Origin of the sequence: Nitrosomonas communis, assembly GCF_001007935.1 — a bacterium.
Lineage (GTDB): Bacteria > Pseudomonadota > Gammaproteobacteria > Burkholderiales > Nitrosomonadaceae > Nitrosomonas > Nitrosomonas communis.
The window spans coordinates 2,237,772-2,257,078 of sequence record NZ_CP011451.1; the positions used below are offsets into that span (position 1 = coordinate 2,237,772).

Annotated in this window: 27 protein-coding genes and 4 pseudogenes; 25 read left to right on the forward strand and 6 right to left on the reverse strand. The window is 46.6% G+C overall.

Translation table 11 applies throughout. The features are described 5' to 3' along the window. Window positions 1-146: 146 nt before the first annotated feature. Window positions 147-1,025: an IS982 family transposase gene (locus AAW31_RS10090; protein ID WP_046848682.1), complete on the reverse strand. Its 879-nt coding sequence runs from the start codon at window positions 1,023-1,025 to the stop codon at window positions 147-149. A 192-nt stretch (window positions 1,026-1,217) separates the two neighbouring features. Here AAW31_RS10090 and AAW31_RS21335 point away from each other — a divergent pair, with 192 nt between their 5' ends. The 10 genes and pseudogenes from AAW31_RS21335 (at window position 1,218) to AAW31_RS22760 (ending at window position 8,671) form a co-directional block, all read left to right on the forward strand. Then, complete coding sequence (locus tag AAW31_RS21335) at window positions 1,218-1,391, forward strand: hypothetical protein (RefSeq protein WP_158441471.1); 174 nt, start codon at window positions 1,218-1,220, stop codon at window positions 1,389-1,391. Window positions 1,392-1,486: 95 nt separating this feature from the next. Beyond that, a complete protein-coding gene (gene mntA / locus AAW31_RS10095) occupies window positions 1,487-1,822 on the forward strand; it encodes a type VII toxin-antitoxin system MntA family adenylyltransferase antitoxin (RefSeq protein ID WP_200899588.1) in 336 nt (111 codons plus the stop codon). A 387-nt stretch (window positions 1,823-2,209) separates the two neighbouring features. Beyond that, window positions 2,210-3,156: pseudogene (locus tag AAW31_RS22035) on the forward strand (ISAzo13 family transposase). Window positions 3,157-3,177: 21 nt separating this feature from the next. Then, window positions 3,178-3,558, forward strand: coding sequence for a type VII toxin-antitoxin system HepT family RNase toxin (hepT, locus tag AAW31_RS10105; protein ID WP_258920433.1), 381 nt, complete (start codon window positions 3,178-3,180; stop codon window positions 3,556-3,558). Between the two features lie 129 nt (window positions 3,559-3,687). Further along, window positions 3,688-4,335: pseudogene (locus AAW31_RS22755) on the forward strand (DUF938 domain-containing protein). Continuing rightward, complete coding sequence (locus tag AAW31_RS10115; protein WP_046850155.1) at window positions 4,332-5,066, forward strand: SDR family NAD(P)-dependent oxidoreductase; 735 nt, start codon at window positions 4,332-4,334, stop codon at window positions 5,064-5,066. Before AAW31_RS22755 ends, AAW31_RS10115 begins: the two are co-directional and overlap by 4 nt. Before the next feature lie 182 nt (window positions 5,067-5,248). Further along, window positions 5,249-6,310: an IS5 family transposase gene (locus tag AAW31_RS10120; RefSeq protein WP_046848942.1), complete on the forward strand. Its 1,062-nt coding sequence runs from the start codon at window positions 5,249-5,251 to the stop codon at window positions 6,308-6,310. 390 nt (window positions 6,311-6,700) lie between these two features. Next, window positions 6,701-8,032, forward strand: a complete 1,332-nt coding sequence (locus AAW31_RS10125) for an IS110 family RNA-guided transposase (RefSeq protein ID WP_046850156.1) — start codon at window positions 6,701-6,703, stop codon at window positions 8,030-8,032. A 19-nt stretch (window positions 8,033-8,051) separates the two neighbouring features. Beyond that, window positions 8,052-8,297: a UPF0149 family protein gene (locus AAW31_RS10130; protein ID WP_258920386.1), complete on the forward strand. Its 246-nt coding sequence runs from the start codon at window positions 8,052-8,054 to the stop codon at window positions 8,295-8,297. Between the two features lie 89 nt (window positions 8,298-8,386). Then, a complete protein-coding gene (locus tag AAW31_RS22760) occupies window positions 8,387-8,671 on the forward strand; it encodes an SEC-C metal-binding domain-containing protein (protein ID WP_052752178.1) in 285 nt (94 codons plus the stop codon). 169 nt (window positions 8,672-8,840) lie between these two features. On the opposite strand, the gene AAW31_RS21340 is transcribed toward AAW31_RS22760, so the two are convergent. Next, on the reverse strand, window positions 8,841-9,002 hold the full coding sequence (locus AAW31_RS21340) for a hypothetical protein (RefSeq protein WP_158441473.1): 162 nt from the start codon (window positions 9,000-9,002) through the stop codon (window positions 8,841-8,843). 599 nt (window positions 9,003-9,601) lie between these two features. Between AAW31_RS21340 and AAW31_RS18950 the strand changes: the two genes are divergently transcribed. Beyond that, window positions 9,602-10,171 (forward strand): cyanophycinase, encoded by a 570-nt coding sequence (locus AAW31_RS18950; RefSeq protein WP_052752179.1) that lies wholly within the window; start codon window positions 9,602-9,604, stop codon window positions 10,169-10,171. Next, on the forward strand, window positions 10,168-10,635 hold the full coding sequence (locus tag AAW31_RS18955; RefSeq protein WP_052752180.1) for a hypothetical protein: 468 nt from the start codon (window positions 10,168-10,170) through the stop codon (window positions 10,633-10,635). The genes AAW31_RS18950 and AAW31_RS18955 overlap by 4 nt, the downstream gene beginning before the upstream one ends. Here AAW31_RS18955 and AAW31_RS20655 read toward each other — a convergent pair. Further along, entirely contained in the window at window positions 10,624-10,944 is a 321-nt protein-coding gene (locus AAW31_RS20655) for a hypothetical protein (RefSeq protein ID WP_144412911.1), read from the reverse strand. The two genes, AAW31_RS18955 and AAW31_RS20655, sit on opposite strands and share 12 nt — an antisense overlap. A gap of 99 nt (window positions 10,945-11,043) precedes the next feature. Here AAW31_RS20655 and AAW31_RS10145 point away from each other — a divergent pair, with 99 nt between their 5' ends. Then, window positions 11,044-12,387 carry an erythromycin esterase family protein gene (locus AAW31_RS10145; RefSeq protein ID WP_046850158.1) on the forward strand — a complete coding sequence of 448 codons (1,344 nt, stop codon included), beginning with the start codon at window positions 11,044-11,046 and terminating at the stop codon, window positions 12,385-12,387. A gap of 396 nt (window positions 12,388-12,783) precedes the next feature. After that, window positions 12,784-12,978: a DUF2795 domain-containing protein gene (locus AAW31_RS10150; protein WP_046850159.1), complete on the forward strand. Its 195-nt coding sequence runs from the start codon at window positions 12,784-12,786 to the stop codon at window positions 12,976-12,978. 101 nt (window positions 12,979-13,079) lie between these two features. On the opposite strand, the gene AAW31_RS20660 is transcribed toward AAW31_RS10150, so the two are convergent. From AAW31_RS20660 to AAW31_RS22060, 3 genes are read right to left on the reverse strand one after another with little or no spacing between them, the layout of a single operon-like run. After that, window positions 13,080-13,463: a DNA polymerase Y subunit UmuC family protein gene (locus tag AAW31_RS20660; protein WP_144412912.1), complete on the reverse strand. Its 384-nt coding sequence runs from the start codon at window positions 13,461-13,463 to the stop codon at window positions 13,080-13,082. A 51-nt stretch (window positions 13,464-13,514) separates the two neighbouring features. Beyond that, entirely contained in the window at window positions 13,515-13,883 is a 369-nt protein-coding gene (locus tag AAW31_RS18960; RefSeq protein ID WP_052752181.1) for a Y-family DNA polymerase, read from the reverse strand. Then, complete coding sequence (locus tag AAW31_RS22060; RefSeq protein WP_200899592.1) at window positions 13,807-14,058, reverse strand: Y-family DNA polymerase; 252 nt, start codon at window positions 14,056-14,058, stop codon at window positions 13,807-13,809. Before AAW31_RS22060 ends, AAW31_RS18960 begins: the two co-directional genes overlap by 77 nt. Window positions 14,059-14,179: 121 nt before the next feature. Between AAW31_RS22060 and AAW31_RS23120 the strand changes: the two genes are divergently transcribed. The 11 genes and pseudogenes from AAW31_RS23120 to AAW31_RS23605 all read left to right on the forward strand — a co-directional run. Beyond that, window positions 14,180-14,308 (forward strand): hypothetical protein, encoded by a 129-nt coding sequence (locus tag AAW31_RS23120; RefSeq protein ID WP_258920387.1) that lies wholly within the window; start codon window positions 14,180-14,182, stop codon window positions 14,306-14,308. 386 nt (window positions 14,309-14,694) lie between these two features. After that, entirely contained in the window at window positions 14,695-15,924 is a 1,230-nt protein-coding gene (locus AAW31_RS10160; protein WP_046850160.1) for a zinc-dependent alcohol dehydrogenase, read from the forward strand. 53 nt (window positions 15,925-15,977) lie between these two features. Beyond that, complete coding sequence (locus AAW31_RS21345) at window positions 15,978-16,127, forward strand: hypothetical protein (RefSeq protein ID WP_158441475.1); 150 nt, start codon at window positions 15,978-15,980, stop codon at window positions 16,125-16,127. Window positions 16,128-16,164: 37 nt separating this feature from the next. Next, window positions 16,165-16,476, forward strand: coding sequence for a thiamine pyrophosphate-binding protein (locus tag AAW31_RS23600; RefSeq protein WP_082110409.1), 312 nt, complete (start codon window positions 16,165-16,167; stop codon window positions 16,474-16,476). Beyond that, window positions 16,371-16,589 carry a hypothetical protein gene (locus tag AAW31_RS20665; protein ID WP_052752182.1) on the forward strand — a complete coding sequence of 73 codons (219 nt, stop codon included), beginning with the start codon at window positions 16,371-16,373 and terminating at the stop codon, window positions 16,587-16,589. The genes AAW31_RS23600 and AAW31_RS20665 overlap by 106 nt, the downstream gene beginning before the upstream one ends. A gap of 36 nt (window positions 16,590-16,625) precedes the next feature. Further along, entirely contained in the window at window positions 16,626-16,922 is a 297-nt protein-coding gene (locus tag AAW31_RS18970) for a hypothetical protein (RefSeq protein WP_158441477.1), read from the forward strand. Between the two features lie 133 nt (window positions 16,923-17,055). Further along, window positions 17,056-17,715, forward strand: a complete 660-nt coding sequence (gene trhA, locus AAW31_RS10170) for a PAQR family membrane homeostasis protein TrhA (protein WP_046850161.1) — start codon at window positions 17,056-17,058, stop codon at window positions 17,713-17,715. A 33-nt stretch (window positions 17,716-17,748) separates the two neighbouring features. Then, entirely contained in the window at window positions 17,749-17,886 is a 138-nt protein-coding gene (locus AAW31_RS21350; protein ID WP_158441479.1) for a hypothetical protein, read from the forward strand. A gap of 106 nt (window positions 17,887-17,992) precedes the next feature. After that, a complete protein-coding gene (locus tag AAW31_RS22065; protein WP_200899593.1) occupies window positions 17,993-18,136 on the forward strand; it encodes a hypothetical protein in 144 nt (47 codons plus the stop codon). Window positions 18,137-18,148: 12 nt separating this feature from the next. Continuing rightward, window positions 18,149-18,445 (forward strand): annotated as a pseudogene (locus AAW31_RS22070) (carboxymuconolactone decarboxylase family protein); the annotation flags it as partial. 292 nt (window positions 18,446-18,737) lie between these two features. Next, window positions 18,738-19,097 (forward strand): annotated as a pseudogene (locus tag AAW31_RS23605) (hypothetical protein); the annotation flags it as partial. Window positions 19,098-19,307: the final 210 nt, after the last annotated feature.

The following is a 19,307-nucleotide window of genomic DNA, read 5'->3' on the forward strand; positions in this document are numbered from 1 at the left end:
AAAGCTGGTAAAGCTGTGATTTTTGTGACAGGATTCATAGGTGTTCTAACAGGAAGTCAATAATTACCTCGCAGTGCATTTCAAGCTGGACTATGTCAACGCGGCTGGTGATATTGTTAACTAACGTGAGTTCGACATAAGAATCATCAAATCACGACTGGAAGAGCTTGAGGGAGCCTGATATTAAGTGAGGGTTTCTTCTCGCGAAAGGTGTAAGCCACCAATCCGGCTATCAGATTAACAAAAAAGTTAACTGGGCTGCGATGGCGGGAGTGCTCGATTTGCGAGATATTCTTCAATGGGTCATTGACGCTCTCAATGATCGAACGTTTACGTAGCAGCAGCTTGTCAAACAACGGCAACAGCTTGTTTTTCATGTTCTTGCGTACTTTGGTGATGAGCTGCACGCCTTGCTCGCGGAGTTGCTCAAAGAGTGATTGCGAAATGTAGCCCCGGTCACCGAAGAGTTTGCCAAACAAGGAGCGCGTCACCTCTGGTACCGGGTCACGGTCATCCACATTGCCCGCCGTTATTTTTACCCCTGGCAATTCTCCCTGGTCATTAATGACCAGGTGCAGCTTGAATCCATAAAACCAACCCATGCTGGCCTTTCCCCGGGCAGCAAACCCTGCCATTACTTGATGAGACCCAATACGGCGATTATGGCACACACTAATCTTAGTCGAATCAATGAAACTGATCCCACTACATTGCCCAAAGCGACTGGTCAGAAAACAGCACAAAGGCACCAGGCTACCTTGCAACAGCTCCACAAAGCGGTGGTAACTCACCAACCCTGGAAAATAATCGCGCTGATACCTCAACACGTAATTCAGGTAATAGTGTTTAAACGTCCGGTACCCGGATAGATGAAACCCGACCATGATGGTCATGATTTCGCTTAGACACAGCGCTCCTTGCCGCCGACGCTGTTTCAGCGATGACTCTAATAAGTGCTGCTCCCATTGCGGCTCAAACTCTTTACAAAATTCGTCACTCTCACAAAAAATCGTTGTAGTATCCATGGAAATCTGACTCCTCTCATGATGAAATTCTTTTGCAAAACCATTTCATCATAAGGAATTCAGGTTTCTTTTACAGCTTTTCTTATGTCGAACTCACGTTAACTACTACCCTGATTTTTTGGTGAGATTGTCTTCTGACTACATTGTTGTGGTAGAAACCAAAGGACAGCAAGATTTGGACGTGCCTTTAAAATGCAGCGATTGCGTCAGTGGTGGGAGGATGCTAATGCGCTGCGAGTAGGTATGAATTATGATTTTGTCTATGTGAATGAAGCAGGCTATAAGCAATATGCCCCCAAGTCATTTGCAGATTTACTGGCCGGGTTTCGTGAGTACAAGAATGACTATCCAGCGATATTCCAATAAATGGGGAGGTGAGACCGTGAGGGAAGCAAAGCAGTTGGTTCAGTTGATTTTGCACGCTTGGCCGGATACCCCCAAGCGATTTACCTGTTTGGATCGTGGGTACGGAATATGAACGAGCTGAAAGTGATGTAGACATTGCCGTGCTGTTGCCGCCCACGCAAGCGAAAGAGGCGGGTTCGCTTTTATTCAGTGAGCTACATCAGGCGCTGCAAATAGCGGTGAATAAGGATGTAGACTTGATCAATTTGCGCCTGGCTCCGACAGTGTTGCAAAAGGAGATTATTATGAGTGGTGAGCGGCTTTTTCAGAGCACTGGAACGGCTGCCGATGAATTTGAAATGCTAGTGCTCTCGTTCTATCAAAAGCTCAATGAGGAACGTGCGGATATTTTAGCGGAAGGTTTACGCAGTGGAAAATTCTACGACCCATGAACGATATTATTCTTAGGAACGAGGATTCAATAACTCCAGAGCTTTGAGTTGTAAATTAAGTTGCCGCTGATAGAGTATTTCGGTTATGTTCTGACAATGAAGATAACCACCTATGCCCCGGAAGTCGAAGCGCAAATGCGCAATTTTTATCACAGCTTATCGGAAAAAGACCGCCGCCGCTATGCTGCCGTTGAGGCGGCAAAGCTGGGTCACGGAGGGATCACCTACCTTTGTCAGGTATTACACTGCGATGAAGGCACCGTTAGCCGTGGCCTGAAAGAGTTAAAGATGCCGTTGCTTGAAAAGGAGAAACGTATTCGGCAAGCAGGAGGTGGGCGAAAGTCAGTTGTGGAGACGATGGCAGGGCTGGATGAAGCTTTTTTAGAGATGTTAAAAAATCATACTGCCGGCTCACCAATAGATGAATCCGTAAAGTGGTCAAATTTGAGCCGCAGCGAAATGGCTGAGAAGCTAAAACAGTGCGGATTTAGCGTGAGTGTGACCGTTGTTGATCAATTGCTCGACAAACATCATTTTCGCCGCCGTCAAGCCTTCAAGGTTGAAGCCGGGAAAAAGAACCTGCCGCATCGGGACGAGCAGTTCAAAAATATCGAGCGCCTCAAAGAAGAGTACCGGGTCCAGGGTAATCCGGTGATGAGTATGGACGTTAAAAAAAAGAATTGATCGGTAATTTTTATCGCCCCGGAAAGCTCTATACCACTGAGGTCGTGCGGGTCAATGATCATGATTTTGCATCCTTGGCAGACAGTAAAATTGTGCCTCATGGGCTGTATGACATCCATCGCAAAAGCGGCTATATCGTATTAGGCACGAGCCATGATACCTCTGAATTCGCTTGCACCTGTATCCGGCATGGGTGGTTGAACTATGGTCAACTGGACTATCCAAAGGCGACGAGTATTTTATTGCTCTGCGACTGTGGAGGCAGCAATAATGCACGCCACGCTATCTTTAAAGAGGAGTTACAGAAATTGGCAGATGAATTGGCTATTGAGATTCGTATCGCTCACTATCCCCCGTACACGTCAAAATATAATCCCATAGAGCATCGATTATTTCCTCATATCACCAAAGCTTGTAGTGGAGTTATTTTTACCAGTGTCGAGCGGGTCAAAGCAGTCATGAGTAAAGCAAAAACTTCTCAGGGACTAAAGGTCTTTATCTCAATTATGGATAGGGTATTTGAAACTGGGCGCAAAGTGGCGGATGGCTTTAAAGAAAATATCACCATTGAGTTTGACCCGTTTTTACCGAAATGGAATTATGTTGCTATTCCATCTGCCAGCATAATTTCTGGGGTTATTAAATCCTGATTCCTTAGTAAGAAAATTAGTATTGAACGTTGCCTCAAGCAAATCGATCAATATTACCGCATGGAAACCAGTATGCCCTTTGTCAAGGATCAGCTTCGCCTGGATGCGGTGGCGATGAATTTGCAGCGCGCTGCAGAATTAACGATTGATATAGCCAATCATCTGGTGAAAATTCGTAAACTCGGCTTGCCACGCGATAGCCGCGAATCCTTTACTTTGCTAGCACAAGCCGGGATAATCGATGAGACAATGATGCGTAAACTGCAAGGTATGGTTGGATTCCGAAATATTCTGGTGCATGAATATCAGGAATTAAATATGCAAATCTTGGTTGATGTGATCGAGCATCGTACCCAGGATCTGCTTGAATTTGCTAACCAGGCGCTGCATTGGGCAGATTAAGTCTGATTCGCTTCGGATCGATAGTTTTTATTTTGCTTTAATGTTTCTTGTAATAATCAAATAAATATAAACGAATCGATTACTTTGATATCACTTCATAATCAGGAGAAGTTGCGTATGAATCAAGAAATGCCGCCTTTAGATCCCCATCCGTTAAACAAGTATGTTGCCTGGGTAGGCTCGCGCAACCGCGAACCCATTCTCGGTTTGCTAAAGGAGAAGTTGCCTAAAGATCCTGAACGCATCCTGGAGTTGGCTAGTGGCAGTGGCATGCACATCAATTATTTTGCACCCCATTTTGATCATTTGCATTTTCAGCCATTCGATAAGGATATCGAGGTGTTTGATAATATCAAAAAGCTGACCAGCGAACGCGGCAACAACGATATTGCTGATCCTGTTCATCTGGATTAAACCAAGCCGGAGACCTGGTTTAATCTGAGCCTGGAAAAATCATTTTCCGTAATTTTTTGTATCAATATTTTTCAGGTGGCACCTATTTCCATTGCGGATGGCATAATGAAATGTGCGCAACATTTGCTTAAAGATGATGGACTTTTGTTGATTTACGGTCTTTTCCGCGTGCATGGCTAATTTTCTACCGATTCAAATAGAGAATTTGATGCAACGCTTCGTTCGGCAGGTATTGAAGAATGGAGACTCAAGGATGTGGCTGATTTGAAAAAAGCTGCGGCAAAGTATAGGCTGGAGCTTAAAGAGCAGATTGAGATGCCGAGCAATAACTTTTCGTTGATCTGTGGCAGGATAGGGTGGTGAGTCAAGTAGGTGCAGCCATCGTCGCCGGTGTCGGACCAGTACGCGGGTTAGGCGCAGCACTTGCCATTTGCTTTGCTGAAAAAGGCTTGCATGTCTTTATTGCCGGCCGCAGTGGAGATAAACTCAAAGAAGTAGCGCAGCATATCGAACAAAGAGGAGGGTCAGTTACTCCTGTGGTGGCGGATATCACAGTGGATGAAGATATGAGGCGATTGTTTGAGGTCGTGCGATCACGCGGTGATCCCATCGATATCGCAGCTTATAATGTGGATAGCAACTTTCCCGCTCCCTTTCTGGAAACAGATACCAAGACATTTGCTGTCTTGTGGCGGCAGAATTGCCTGGGCGCTTTTTTGTTTGCCAAGCAAACAATTGGTATCATGCAAGCACAGCAACATGGTACTTTATTTTTTACTGGTGCAACCGCTTCCTTGAGAGCCAGACCTCCTTTTACGGCATTTGCGTCTGCGAAGGCTGCTTTAAGGGCTCTGGCACAAGGGTTGGCAAGAGAGTTTTCTCCTCAAGGCATTCATGTCGTTCATACTATTATTGATGGTGTCATCGATGGTGATCGGGCGCGTAGTCAGTTTCCGCAATATGTGAAAGCAAAGGGCGAGGCAGGCTTATTGCAGCCCGATGCGATTGCACAAACCTATTGGGCAATCCATCAACAGCCACCCAGCGCATGGACGCATGAATTGGATTTGCGGCCCTTTAAAGAACCTTTTTGAGATAACGACTAGAGTCTGTTGACGTTTTGAGGTAAATATCTCGTTTATAGGGCACCTCTAAAAATTCAAGCTATAAAATGAGGCGCGTTAGGAGAAAGTAGTATTTTCTTGATTTGTCCAGGATAACACGTTGTTTCAAATGTATAATAATGAGATTATGCTCCCCGATATGAGTCCTCACCATGCAACTCGGTTTTTTTGACCTTGACAATCGATATGCTCAGCTAAGTAAGTTAAATGATCCGCTTGAAGAGCTGAATCGCATAATCGATTGGAATCTATTCGCTGATCTTCTTGCAGAGACAACGACGAAGCCCCGGAAAAGTGAAGCAGGCCGCAAACCCTTTGATCGGGTGATGCTATTCAAAATGCTGGTATTACAAAGAATGAATAATCTGTCGGATGATCGGCTGGAGTATCAAGTCCGGGACCGGTTGAGTTTCATGCGGTTTTTGGGACTTGGTCTGGCAGGGGTAGTGCCTGACGCAAAGACCATGTGGTCGTTCCGGGAAGAGTTGAAAGAGAACCATCTGATGGATCGTCTGTTTGCAAGATTCGATGAATGTTTACGAGAGTTGGAGGTAGAACTGAAGTCAGGTCAGATCATTGATGCGACCTTTGTGAGTGTGCCTAAACAACGCAATACACGTGAAGAAAACAAGATGATTAAAGAAGATGCCGTTCCGATTGAATGGGGACAGAATCCCCACAAACTGGCGCAAAAAGACATTGATGCGCGTTGGACGAAGAAGAACAGCGAATCGTTTTATGGTTACAAAGATCACGTCAATATGGATCGCGATACCAAGCTGATAACCACATGGGAAGTTACTTCAGCGCAAATTCATGACAGTCAGGTTTTGGAAGAAGTGCTGCAATCCCCTGAAGTGGGAGGCGCAGATATTTATGCGGACTCAGCATACCGCAGCAATGCACAGGAAGAAAGTCTGGTCACCTCAAAATACACGAGTCAGATTCACGAAAAAGGCGCTCGCAATCATCCCCTCACGCAAGCACAAAAATCCAGTAACAAAGAGAAATCACGGGTACGTGCACGAGTCGAGCATGTGTTTGGTTCGATGACGAATGAACTGGGCGGAATCACGATTCGTACCATAGGTTATGGGAGAGCAAAAGTACACATAGGCTTACTCAACCTCGTCTATAACATCAAGCATGTAGCGACGCTGATTCGAAAAGGGTATTTCAGTTTCGATAGGGTTAGTGCGCCCGAAATGGCTTAAAGGGAGCAAAAACGAGAAGATAACAACCCGAATCACCTTGAATTTAGAAAAATTTAATTATTGGACAGAAAAACTTTGAGAATCAAGTGAAATTGCCCTCCTGGTTGAATTGATTTGCTTTTTTTAGGTATTTTTAGCGTAGTAATCCGCTAGAGGCGGCAAGGCGCGCAGAAGAAACAAGCGGCGTCAGAGCTTGAGGAATAAAGTTGGAATGTCGCGCTGGAGAAGACCGACACATCACTGGTGCTAATCCGCCCGTTTTTTAGCGTGGTCATGGGTCACGTCGGCGACATTGGTGAGTCCGTGGCAACGGACATCCCGTTTGAAAGAGTGAGTACAACGACGTACCTGAACCAGCGCGACATTCCAATAGAGATAATGGAGGATGTCATGGCAAAGTTCAAGCGAAGTAAATTGGAGTTAATCCATCCGAATGCAGCGGGGATTGATATTGGCTCTGCGAGCCATTTTGTGGCGGTACCGCCGGATCGAGATAACAAGCCGGTAAGGGAATTCAAGAGTTTCACCGCAGACCTGAATGGTTTAGCGGACTGGTTAGAGGCCTGTGAAATTGACACTGTGGCAATGGAATCGACGGGGGTATACTGGATTCCACTGTATGAACTTTTGGAGTCGCGCGGGCTGACTGTGTATCTAGTAAATGCGCGGCACGTTAGAAATGTTTCTGGCCGGAAGTCGGATGTACTGGACTGCCAATGGTTACAGCAACTGATGAGCTTTGGGTTGTTGTCTGGCGCATTCCGTCCGAAAGATGAGATATGTGCACTACGAGCCATATCTCGTCAACGCGATATGCTGATCCGTTATCAGGCGCGACATGTGCAACATATGCAAAAGGCTCTGGCGCAAATGAACATACAATTGGCGAACGTGATTTCGGATATTGTGGGCGAAACCGGTCAAAAGATCGTTCGTGCCATCATTACTGGTGAGAGAGATGGGCACATCCTGGCGAATCTCAAGAGCAATCGCATCCGGGCTGGCAAAGACGAGATTGAGAAATCGTTAGTCGGGAATTGGCGGGAAGAACACCTGTTTGCACTCAAGCAAGCGATGTCACTCTATGACGCCTACAGCGAACGACTCACCGAATGTGACCGGCAGCTTGAAACCATGCTGGCGGCACTTCAGGTGCACAAGGTAGAGATCTGCCAGAAGAAGCGCCGCTCCAATGTCAAGAACGCTCCCAAATTTGATTTGCGTGCCCATCTGATTGGCATGTGTGGGGTTGATTTGACGCGAATTGACGGCATCGAAGTGACGACTGCGATGAAAGTCCTGAGTGAAGTGGGCGCTGACATGAGCAGGTTCAAGAGTGCGAAGCAGTTTGCCTCGTGGCTTGGGTTGTGTCCTGGAACAAAGATATCGGGCGGAAAAGTGCTATCGGGGGCAAGCAAGCGCACAGCGAACCGTGCGGCTCAGGCACTGCGCATGGCGGCAGTTTCATTGAAATCCAGCCAGTCTGCACTGGGTGCCTATTACAGAAGATTATGTGGCAGACTCGACAAGGCAAAGGCAATCACAGCGACAGCACACAAACTGGCGCGCTTGATCTACACGATGCTAACGAAAGGAACCGAGTACGTCGATAAAGGGCAGGAGTACTATGAGGAGCGATATCGTCAACGCGTGTTGCATCATCTGACTGTTCGCGCTCGGAAGCTGGGGTTTAATCTTACCCCTGTTCCTGAGGCTACTTAATATTTGCTGTAAAACCATTGTGTTACATTTGTTTCTTGAAAGAGGTGCCCTTGAATTGATTCTCCGGCATATGAATAGCATTATCTGGGTCCTGCAGGATAATCCAGATGCTTATGAGCCAATGGTTGATATCAGGTTATATAAGTCACAAGAATATGTTGATGCTGAGATGTGGGCTTATGGCTACATGCGTGGTGTAGAGTTATGCCGTGCACAGTGGCAGCCATTATTTGATGATCCGCATGGGCTGATAGTATTATTCTAAATCCCAATAGAAAAGTAAATAATATTAGATATATTTTTATTTATTTACATAGCGTTATGTGGAATTATAATTTCAGTTTCTATTAAGAATTGGAATTACGTCCTATTCGCTTGCATGTTGCTGGCGATGTCACACCGGAAGAAAAATTGCTGACTCAAACACCAATTCAACGTGAAGAACTTGCTAAGCAAATACTTGCCAGCGTAGCCTGGATTTATCGTTACTGGCTGCCCTATCGACAAGCTACCTCTGAGCGTACGATTGTTACCACATTTCAGCGGGATCATCCTAAAATTGGGCGTAATGATCCATGTCCCTGCGGCAGTGGGAAGAAATACAAGAAGTGCTGTGGGATAACGGGGATATTGCACTAAGAGGAAGTTACCGCGTTTCTTCAGTACCTGGATAGGCTCTTTTCATCATTTTTTGGCGCGGCGGATAACTTACAGAAGGTAAAGCAGCGCTAGATAGGCTAGGCATGCGGCCCATGTTGCGCGCATAGTGGGCCACTGCGCCGTGGTTGCGGAGCAGACATGACTACCTTTATCCGGCTGCATTTCTAGTAGGTCCAGGGAGGCCCTTCTCGTCCGTATCGCCAACTCGACTACACTTAGCTTCCACCTCATTAAGTGAGGCTGTCGGTCGTGTACCCGATGATAATCCGAGGTGTTTCTTCGGTGATGATATAGATTCTTTGTTTGTCATTTCTCCTAGCATTCAAAGCCTGAATCATCCTCCCGGGTTGGGGTTTTATCCAGTGGTATTTTCCCTCGTTGCAAGCAGGAATATATCATTTCAAAAGCAGCAAGAATGAAGCAGTAATAATCTGTTTTCCATTCCAATGGTTGATATACCTTGTAAAAGGCGTTATCCCATTGCCACATCAAAAATGATGCAAAAACGAACCGCAGACAGTATAAAAAATAATACGGCAAGGTAAAGTGGACAAAGTCAGCCTTGATTTAGAAATAGAATTACAGCAAAACAAGTGCCTCATCGGTTCGGTGCTGTAAATGACAAGTTCCTTATTGTAATTTTATTTCTAGGGCAGCCAACTTTGCTGGCGAAATAGTTTTCAGTCAAAAATCTCCCACTCCACAACAGTTTCTTCACATGAGGGAAGCTATGATCATTTCTGGTAGCCGGTCAATTTAAAACAAAGCGATCGAGTCAGTTATTGATGTATGGTATGAGTTTTACTAAATATTTACCTTAAAACTTAGGAGACTTGAATTAAATATGATTTGATTTCCGGCGTGAAAAGATCTCAATAAATATTTACTGAATTTCATCCGTCACTCAAAATGTCAGGGAAGTTTTTTTATCAATCGTTAAAAAGAGTGATAAATGATTCGGTATTTACTGTTCTGCTGTTTTTGACATTCTATCTTCCACTATTTGCTGAGAAGAAACCTTCTTATGAATATTATCATTTAGGGAATCAGGTGGATATTACCTCGACAACCCAACCAGGGATAGTGTTAATGGGTGGTGGTACCGATGTAGAAGCAGCTTTCCAGTGGATGTGTGAATTGAGTGGCAATGGAGACTTTCTGGTAATCCGAGCAACTGGAACAGATGCCCATAACCCGTATATTCAGCAGCTATGCCCAAATAGTAACTCAGTTGCAACGCTCATTATTCCAACTATTGAAGCTGCCAATGATGAATTTGTCGTTAATACTATCAATCAGGCTGAAGCGATATGGATCGCAGGTGGTGATCAATCCAACTATACTAATTATTGGAAGGGAACGCCTGTGCAGGAAGCTCTTAATGATCGCATATTACAAGGTATTCCAATTGGCGGAATGAGTGCAGGGCTGAATGTTCTTACTAGTTTATTTATTCTGCACTTCTTAGCAAGGGCGTGACGTCTAGTCAAGCGCTCGCCGATCCTTTCAGCAAATACATTACTCTTGACCGTGATTTGGTAAATATACCGATTCTTCAAGGAATAATTGGGGATGCACACCTGATAACTCGGGATCCTATGGGTCGTGATATCGCTTTTTTATGTCGTATCTACGGAAACGGATGGTCTGATCAGCCTCGTAGTATTTCGATTGATGAAGAAACAGCGCTACTTATTGGTGCTCACGGTAGCGGTACAGTAGTGGGTAAAAGCAACGCATATTTTCTGCAAGCGCCTGGTGCACCAGAAGTTTGTAAAACAGGGAACCCGTTAACTTATAAAGATATCAACGTATATCGAATCAATGCAGCTGGCGGCAAATACCAATTATGGAACTGGCATGGAATCGGTGGCAGTGAATATCTTGTTTCTGCAGTAGAGGGAGTGTTAATTTCAGACCAAGATAGTCTCTCACCATACTAACCAGTATGGTGGACGTCTGTTGCCCCGGCCCTGCCCGTCGGAATTGCAGGGGGAGGTGGGGCGCAAACTGCCCCCTGGCACGCACATAGTCGGCCGCTGCAGGACAGTTGCGGGGCGAGCATAGGAGGTAGTAGTCATCCCATGCGCACTCGGTGGCCCTAGAGCAGACGATAGTGCAGATCTCGTCCCGCTTAAGCCCAATGTCACTTCGCTTGAGCTTTCGCACTCACCAACCGGGATCATCGTCATCGTTCGTATAAATAGTGATACTCCACAGAGGTTTTTCTTAGCAAGTAAAGACTGAATCATTATTCCTTGAGGAGAGAAGTGTAAATCTCTATATTGGAAAGTAATTTTAGCGGGATGTATTTATAAATAACCCCCGTGTTACTTGGGCGGAGGGAGGATATGAGTTTAATGAATTGCGATCATAAAATGATGCAACGGCTAGAAGCTGAAGCTGTATATGGGACGCTGGATTCTTTTTATCAGACTATCCTGACTACCGCGCAGTACAAAAAACTTATTCTGATCGGCGAAGCTACACATGGCACGATGGAATTCTATCGCATCCGCGCAGAAATTACCAAAAAACTGATCGAACAGGGTCTGTGCGATGCTGTTACAGTCGAAGCGGATTGGCCGGACGCGTACCGTGTTCATCGCTATGTCTGCAATCGTTCCGATGACAAGGAAGGCCAGGAAGCGTTGTCGGATTTCGAACGTTTTCCGTCCTGGATGTGGCGCAATACGGAAGTCTTGGATTTTATCGAATGGCTGCGTGGCTTCAATAAATCTGAGAAATTTGCTCCTCCGTGCGGCTTCTACGGTATGGATCTTTACAGCTTGAACGCTTCGATCCAAGCTGTTATCACCTATCTCGATCAAGTCGACCCAATCGCTGGAAAAGCCGCGCGTGAGCGTTACGCCTGTTTTGGTCAATTCAACAATGATCCGCAATCCTATGGTCTGGCCACGGCTTCAGGCGTTCTCGACCACTGCGAAGAAGAAGCCGTTCAGCAGCTTATGGAAATACAACAGAAAGCGCGGCTTTATCTGGAACGAGACGGCATGTTCGCAGGTGATGATTATTTCTCGGCTCAGCAGAATGCTGAAATCGTGCGTAAGGCCGAAGAATATTATCGCGCTATGTATCGTGGTCATCCTAATACCTGGAATCTGCGGGACTGGCATATGTTTATGACCCTGGAAAAGCTGGAGAATTATCTAGGCCTGAAGGCCAAGCGTGACATGCGCATCGTCGTCTGGGCGCATAATTCGCATCTTGGCAATGCGTCAGCCACGGAAATGGCCCAACGTGGCGAAGTTAATATCGGCCAATTAGCCAAGGAAAAATATGGTGATGAGTGCCTGAATATCGGTTTTTCAACGGCGCGCGGAACTGTTACGGCAGCTTCAGACTGGGATGGACCGCTGGAAACAAAAACAGTGCGTGAACCCTTGCCCGGCAGTTATGAAGAGTTATTCACAAGTCTAAAAACCAGAGAATTCGTTCTCGATCTGCACAAGCCTGAAATCGCAAAGGCCTTGAAAGAAGAACGGCTGCAACGTGCTATCGGCGTGATTTATCGCCCGGAGACAGAACGCTGGAGCTATTACTTTCATGCCGAACTACCCAGGCAATTCGATTTCATGATTCATATCGATGAAACGCATGCACTTGAAGCCTTGCCCACCTTTCCGCACGAACGACCAGGCGCATTGGATGAAACTTACCCTTACGGATTATAAGAAAATTGAAACTCTCTATATATTCAACAATTTCCAAAATGCTAAACAGGGAATTTAGAAGCCGTCTCAAAATAATTTGACCATTGGTTATATAGTTGAAGCTTTATCCTCAACCATTTTGAGTAAGTTATGATAAAGTGAGGCTGTGTTTGGGTTCGGGATAGCATCCCGGGATTTGTCCTTCATCTCTCTCGCGTCGAATAGCGGCGCGACCCTTGAACTTAAGTTAGGATCAAGCTGATAACTCTATCGAATTTCTTGCTAAGTATTTATTGGTTAGTGTGTCAATGTATGTTTTATCGTAAGGAACTCTTAGCTGAAGTAGCATTCCTATAAGTAATTCTTATTGATTATAAGAAGGTTAATTTGAATTTCATTGACTGATAAGGAGGAGTTATGGCAAAAGCAAATCCCATTCAAGTGCAAAAGTATTTATCAGGCATGGATTATCCGGCAGATAAAGACGAAATTATAGATCACGCCAAAGACCAAGGTGCAGATAATGATGTAGTGCAAATACTCCAACAATTACCAGAGCGAGACTACAAAACCGCAGCTGATGTTAGTAAAGCTATTGGTCAAATTGAATAATTGTTTAATTACCCAAACTCATAATCATTGGTGAGATACAGTAGCAAATCCGCTTGCATGCAGCTCAGCTCTTTTGTAAGCGTAGCTTTGCCGGTAAGCGCTTAAGACCAAATAGCGCCGCCCTGATCAGCAAACGTGTATCGCTCAGGCATGGGGCAGGGGCACGATAATGCTGTTACTTTATTGTTTATCCAGCTCACGATAAGGACTGGTCTGAATAAATACCTTGATTGCATTACATACCGAATGCTGCTGTCGCAGCTTTTTGCCGCACTGCTTATATAACTAGCAACGGATTCGCTGAGCTCAGGCAAGCTATAAACAAGCTGACCAGACGAGCAAGAAGAAATCATCTGTTTCCTGGGCGCTGACACTTCTTCCAATGCCAAGCATGATACGCCGCGTAACTCATAGCCTAAGCGTTCCATCACTACCCCGAACCTGGCATGTAACCAAGAGGGTTGAGTGTCGCGTAACGCTTTCACAGTTGTAATCCCAGTTGCATTCAGATGTTGGCTCAATTGTCGTCCGATACTTCATACCTCACCTACTTCGATATTAGATAACCAAGCTTCGAATTGTTCATGTGGCATGGTTGAGAAATCGCACACACCATTAAAAGTGGGTTGTTTCTTGGCAATATGATTTGCTAGCTTTGCCAGCGTTTTAGTAGCGCCAAACCCTACACATACCGGCAAACTTGTCCACTGGCGTATACGATGACGTATTTTATGGCCAATGCTCATGGGTATCGGCCAGAAGTTTGCCAAGCCATGCAGACCGAGAAAACATTCGTCAATGGAGTAGACTTCCACATGTGGGCTGAAATCACGAAGAATCGCCATCACTCGATCTGACATATCGCCGTAAAGGGTATAAGTTGGATGAAAGCGCAACAATGCCATGCTGTTTTGCTAAGTCTTTGAGCCGGAACCATGGCGTGCCCATTTTGGCACCGAGTGCTTTGGCCTCATTGGAACGAGCAACCGCACAGCCATTATTATTGGAGAGCACCACCACTGGCCGATTGATCAGGTTCGGATTGAAGGCACACTCACAGCTGACATAAAAATTATTCACGTCCACCAGAGAGCAAACATCGGCTGACTGATAGTAACGCTGTTTGAGGACATGAGGAGTACTTTAGTACATAATGAGACCGACAGTATAAAGCACTCATTCAGCGAATAATAATGACGATATGCGTGGGCGTTTAGCCTGGGCTTATCCACGTGCCAACCTGATCAAGCGATATCATGCGGTAACGATGCCCGGGATCGAGCCGCGCTATAACATCGCGCCTGCGACCGTAAAGTGGGTCATAATTTAATTGCCGTTGACAATAGCGTTACCTACCCACTGCAGAAATTGCTGCCGCCCTGCCAGTAAATGCTTTTTTTGCTTCCTTGATAATAACTCGTCCTGCATTCAAGCTTTAATTTTAGGCTTATGTATGCTTGCGTACAGATAAAGTCCGCTTCGAAGCGTACGCTAAAGTACTTCTTCGTTTTATAGAACCGGAGATAAAGAGCCCAAACACATTATGGGTGTTTTTAAAATTCCTAAATAAGAGGGCATTATGCCTTTGAATAAAGAAAAGGATGAGGGCACCGCGTAAAGATTAACGCAACCCCGGCGCGGCTGCATATTGATTATTTTTAAGGGCACTTTTGATAGTTTTAATACACGTTTTTTGAGCGCGGAGGATTTATATTTATGAAAGCAGTTGTATTTCACGGCATTGGTGACATCAGGCTCGAAGAGGTGCCGGAGCCGAAGATTGAAGAGCCGACAGATGCGATTGTGCGTTTAACGACCAGCGCGATTTGTGGCACGGATCTGCACTTTATTCGCGGCACTTTTTCAGGAATGCAGACGGGCACTATCTTAGGTCATGAGGGCGTCGGTATCATCGAAGAACTCGGCGCGGATGTGCGCAATTTGAGCGTTGGTGACCGCGTCGTCATTCCTTCGACTATAGCCTGCGGTTACTGCTCATACTGCCGAGCCGGCTATTACGCACAGTGCGACAACGCCAACCCGAACGGCAAGACCGCCGGGACAGCGTTTTTCGGCGGGCCACCGGCAGCGGGCAGTTTTCATGGCTTACAGGCTGAAAAGGCGAGAATTCCCTTCGCCAACGTCGGGCTGGTTAAACTGCCGCCTCAGGTAAGTGATGAGCAAGCCATTTTGCTTTCTGACATTTTCCCTACCGGCTATTTTGGCGCAGAACTGGCAGAAATTGAAGACGGAGATACGGTCGCGGTGTTTGGCTGCGGTCCGGTCGGACAATTCGCCATCGCCAGCGCAAAATTAATGGGCGCGGGAAGGATTTTCGCTGTCGACCGTGAGCCGTCACGACTCGAAATGGCCCGGACGCAGGGTGCCGAAGTCATCAATTTTGACGAGGAACATCCGGTCGAAACGATCCAACGATTGACGGGTGGAATCGGCGTTGACCGCGCCATCGACGCGGTCGGTGTGGACGCGGTGGCGGCGCACGAGGGACCGGCTGCCGAAGAAGCTGCTCAAAATAAAGAACAGTTTGACGAGCAGCTATCGCAGGTCGCGCCCCAAACGAATCCACAAGGTGAGAATTGGATTCCCGGGGACGCTCCTTCCCAAGCTCTGATGTGGGCACTTGAAGCGTTGTGTAAAGCCGGGACGCTCTCAATCATCGGCGTTTACCCGCCCGAGATGCAGAGTTTTCCGATCGGAAAAGCGATGAACAAAAACCTGACCATAAAGATGGGCAACTGCCATCACCGCAAATACATTCCGATGCTCGTCGATATGGTCAAAGCTGGCGAGATCGACCCTGTAGGAATTTTAACGCAAACCGTGCCGATGACAAATGTGATTGACGCTTATAAAGCTTTCGATACGCGCCAACCCGGCTGGGTCAAGGTCGAACTCAAACCTGAGGCGAGCCAAAAAGAAGCTTAAAACTAAAGCAGAATACTCGTTCGACTATTTTGACCAAAAAACAAGGAAGAAATATGGCTAGAACTGCGGCGGATATTCTGGTTGAAAGACTGGCTAATTGGGGTGTGGAAGTAGTATTTGGCTTCCCGGCGACGGCATTAACGGGTAATAGAATCTTTGCGCACAAGGCAAGAGCAAATTCGCTTTATTCAAGTCAGGCATGAAGAAGCCGCTGCGGCTTATGGCTTGCGGTTATGCTAAATCCACAGGAAACTCGGCGTCTGCCTTGCCACATCAGGTCCCGGAGCAGTGTATCTTTTGAACGGGCTTTACGATGCGAAAAGCGATATCGTACCGGTTATCGCCATCACTGGACACACTTATCACGACTTGATCGGAACGTATTACCAGCAGGATATAAATGTCCCAGCGTTGTACGCGGACGTTGCGCTTTATAACAGCCAATTGTGCAGCATGTCACTGCTGTTACTGACATGGCTTGCCGGCTGGCTTTGGCCGAACGAGGTGTCGCGCACATCAATTTTCCGATTGATTTGCAGGAAGCTGCTTTAAAAGACGACGATCCCGATGATGAAAACACAGGAGCACACTTCTGCCGTTTGGATGAAAGCCGTTCTAGCTCCTTCATCAGACGAGATAAAACGCGCGGCTTCGGTTCTGAATGAAGGGAGCAAAACCGCGATTGTGTGCGGCAGGGCGCATTGGACTGCGGCGAACTCATCGAAGAAATCGCCGAAAAATTAGCTGCTCCTGTCATGAAAGCTTTTCTCGGCAGAGCCGTTGTTCCGGATGATTCGCCGTTTACGACCGGCGGGATTGGTCTGTTGGGTACATTACCGTCTGAGCTGGCAATGGAAGAATGCGATTCGCTTTTAATCATCGGTTCGAATATGCTGTATGTGAATTATTATCCGAAAGCCGGACAAGCTAGAGCCGTCCAGATTGATTCCGACCCGTCTCATTTGGGTTGGCGCTACAGATCGAAGCCGGTTTGGTAGGTGACGCCCGCGCTAGGCTAGAAGCTCTTTTGCCGCTGATTGAAAGAAAGAATGATCGCTTGTTATGTCAATGAAGTGATGATCGATAGTTGCACCATCATTAGTAACGCGTTAGACCATAGGTTGGGAAATCGTGAAAATATTACTTGCAGAACCCGAACGTGAGCAGTCCCAAGGGGAAGAGATCGCCAACAGCATCAGCCACGGTATAGGATTGGTCTCAGCACTTGTGGCAACTCCATTTCTTATTATGCATGCAGTGCAGCACCCTGATACGAAATTCATTACCGGTGCGAGCCTCTTCATGGCAACGATGGTGCTGCTTTATCTTGCTTCTACTCTCTATCATGCCCTGCCGCGAGGCAAGGCCAAGCGTGTGTTTAAGATTGTCGAACACTGCGCGATCTTTCTCCTTATCGCCGGCACCTACACGCCGTTCACGCTTGGCGTGCTTCATGGCGCATGGGGCTGGACGCTCCTTGGGATCGTCTGGAGTCTTGCTGCAATTGGGGTGGCACTGAAGGTGTCTGATAAGATGCACAACCCCATCATTTCTACCAGTCTTTATCTGCTTATGGGATGGCTCATTTTGATCGCAATTTATCCGTTGTATACCCGCATACCTGTCTCCGGTCTACTATGGCTGGTTGCAGGAGGCATCGCCTACACTGTTGGCGTGTTCTTTTTCGTGACCGATTCGCGCTTTCGATATGGTCACTTCCTCTGGCATTTATTTGTAATGATGGGTACTGCATGCCATTACTTTGCGGTGCTCTGGTATGCGGCCTCCTAACACAGTGTTGTGATCAAATAGTAGAGTGAGCAGATGATGCGTCTGCTGCTTTTTCACGGTTGTAAGGGGGGCGATAGCGTGGAGCTTATCCCGCTTAAGCCCAACTCTACTTGGCTTGAGCTCTCAATCTCATCAGCCGGGCCACCGACCATGTATCTAGTGATGATTTAGTAACGGCATAGACCTCTGCTCGACGGCTTGTCGTCATTCGCAGGTGTTGCGTGACCGGACTGGTGAGCTTATTCTTTAGCCTTGTACATAAAGTAAGGAGATTTTTATGTCAGAAAGAATCAATCTTGGTAAATCCGCTCCAGCACTCTATCAGGCAGTCATGGGCCTTGAGAAGCTATCGGCTGAAGCCGTTGCTTCTGCAAATATCCCGATTGGCTTTGCACATCTGTTGCGCCTTCGTGCATCCTAACTCAACCAGTGCGCGTTTTGTGTCAGGATGCATACTCGAGATGCCCTATCCAGCGGCGAGTCAAGCGACCGCATAAGTGTCTTGCCAGCTTGGCGGGAAACTGAGTATTTTACCGAAAAGGAACGCTCATCATTGGCACTGGTAGAAGCAATTACCTTGATCTCTGACGGGCAAGTGCCAGATGCCGTCTATGAGCAAGCAGTGGCAAATCTGTCAAAAGATGAAGTATCGGCTATCGAGTGGCTGTCGGTAGTCATCAATGCCTGGAATCGTGTTGCCATTTCCAGCCGTTATCCTGTGAAGGCGTGAGCATGACTGATGCTTCATTCAAGCCGAAGCCGTTGCTCGGTTCGGCTCAGTTCAGGCGTTGAGCATGGCAATTTCAACAACTGCAATAATCAAAATCTTGCTGATAAGAGATATACGATGAACTATTGTCAATAAAACCGGCGAAATCAGACTGCCTGAAAACTATAGGTCGCATTGGAGTTCATTTAGGCTCATGGGTGATTAATAATGCCAAAGCACCAGGTTACGGTTTCCTGATGTTTACACACAGCCGGAGGTAGTCAAGGTATTTCTTGAAACTGGCCAATTTCCCGATGGTATAGTCTTAATAAAGGAAGTCCGCAAGATCATCTCACGCACACTGACCACTGGACCGGCGGTATGGGCAGGCGATACGCCTGTCTGGTTTGTGATGATCAAGGACACAAAAGGCCGTTTCAAAGACAGTGCCAACTGGGAAGAAAGTTGGGGATGGGCGTTGTTTGAAGCCCAAACCGGAACATTAATACACCCAAAGGCTATCTGGAAAATTATCTTCCCTGCCATGTGCCGGCAAAACAAACTGACTGGATATATATCGAAGGCTATCCTACCCTCAGACCACAATAGATATCCTGGAGAACCATTTCATTCAGAAATAATACCAGCAACAACGCCTGGACAATCAACATAAAAGGAGCAAAAATTGAGAGACATGGGGGGCTTTACTATGAGGGCCTTATTTTGCCGAGAGAACCTGGGCTCGATAGGCGAGGGTTACAGCCCCTGTGAAGGGGTGCGCAGGCCGGGCAATGAACTAACAGTGGTGTTCACCAGTCCATGCTTTGTCGAAGAATACGCATTCCGATCCGCGATTAGATTGATGAGGCTGAGGACATCGTGC

Bases quoted from the DNA above. Each gene is read 5' to 3' on its own strand.
- AAW31_RS10090 (WP_046848682.1), bottom strand. From the start codon at position 1,025: ATGGATACTACAACGATTTTTTGTGAGAGTGACGAATTTTGTAAAGAG.
- AAW31_RS21335 (WP_158441471.1), top strand. From the start codon at position 1,218: ATGCAGCGATTGCGTCAGTGGTGGGAGGATGCTAATGCGCTGCGAGTA.
- AAW31_RS10120 (WP_046848942.1), top strand. From the start codon at position 5,249: ATGCAACTCGGTTTTTTTGACCTTGACAATCGATATGCTCAGCTAAGT.
- AAW31_RS10125 (WP_046850156.1), top strand. From the start codon at position 6,701: ATGGCAAAGTTCAAGCGAAGTAAATTGGAGTTAATCCATCCGAATGCA.
- AAW31_RS21340 (WP_158441473.1), bottom strand. From the start codon at position 9,002: ATGACAAACAAAGAATCTATATCATCACCGAAGAAACACCTCGGATTA.
- AAW31_RS18950 (WP_052752179.1), top strand. From the start codon at position 9,602: ATGTCAGGGAAGTTTTTTTATCAATCGTTAAAAAGAGTGATAAATGAT.
- AAW31_RS20655 (WP_144412911.1), bottom strand. From the start codon at position 10,944: ATGATTCAGTCTTTACTTGCTAAGAAAAACCTCTGTGGAGTATCACTA.
- AAW31_RS10145 (WP_046850158.1), top strand. From the start codon at position 11,044: ATGAGTTTAATGAATTGCGATCATAAAATGATGCAACGGCTAGAAGCT.
- AAW31_RS10150 (WP_046850159.1), top strand. From the start codon at position 12,784: ATGGCAAAAGCAAATCCCATTCAAGTGCAAAAGTATTTATCAGGCATG.
- AAW31_RS18960 (WP_052752181.1), bottom strand. From the start codon at position 13,883: ATGGCATTGTTGCGCTTTCATCCAACTTATACCCTTTACGGCGATATG.
- AAW31_RS23120 (WP_258920387.1), top strand. From the start codon at position 14,180: ATGCGTGGGCGTTTAGCCTGGGCTTATCCACGTGCCAACCTGATCAAG.
- AAW31_RS10160 (WP_046850160.1), top strand. From the start codon at position 14,695: ATGAAAGCAGTTGTATTTCACGGCATTGGTGACATCAGGCTCGAAGAG.
- AAW31_RS21345 (WP_158441475.1), top strand. From the start codon at position 15,978: ATGGCTAGAACTGCGGCGGATATTCTGGTTGAAAGACTGGCTAATTGG.
- AAW31_RS21350 (WP_158441479.1), top strand. From the start codon at position 17,749: ATGATGCGTCTGCTGCTTTTTCACGGTTGTAAGGGGGGCGATAGCGTG.
- AAW31_RS22065 (WP_200899593.1), top strand. From the start codon at position 17,993: ATGTCAGAAAGAATCAATCTTGGTAAATCCGCTCCAGCACTCTATCAG.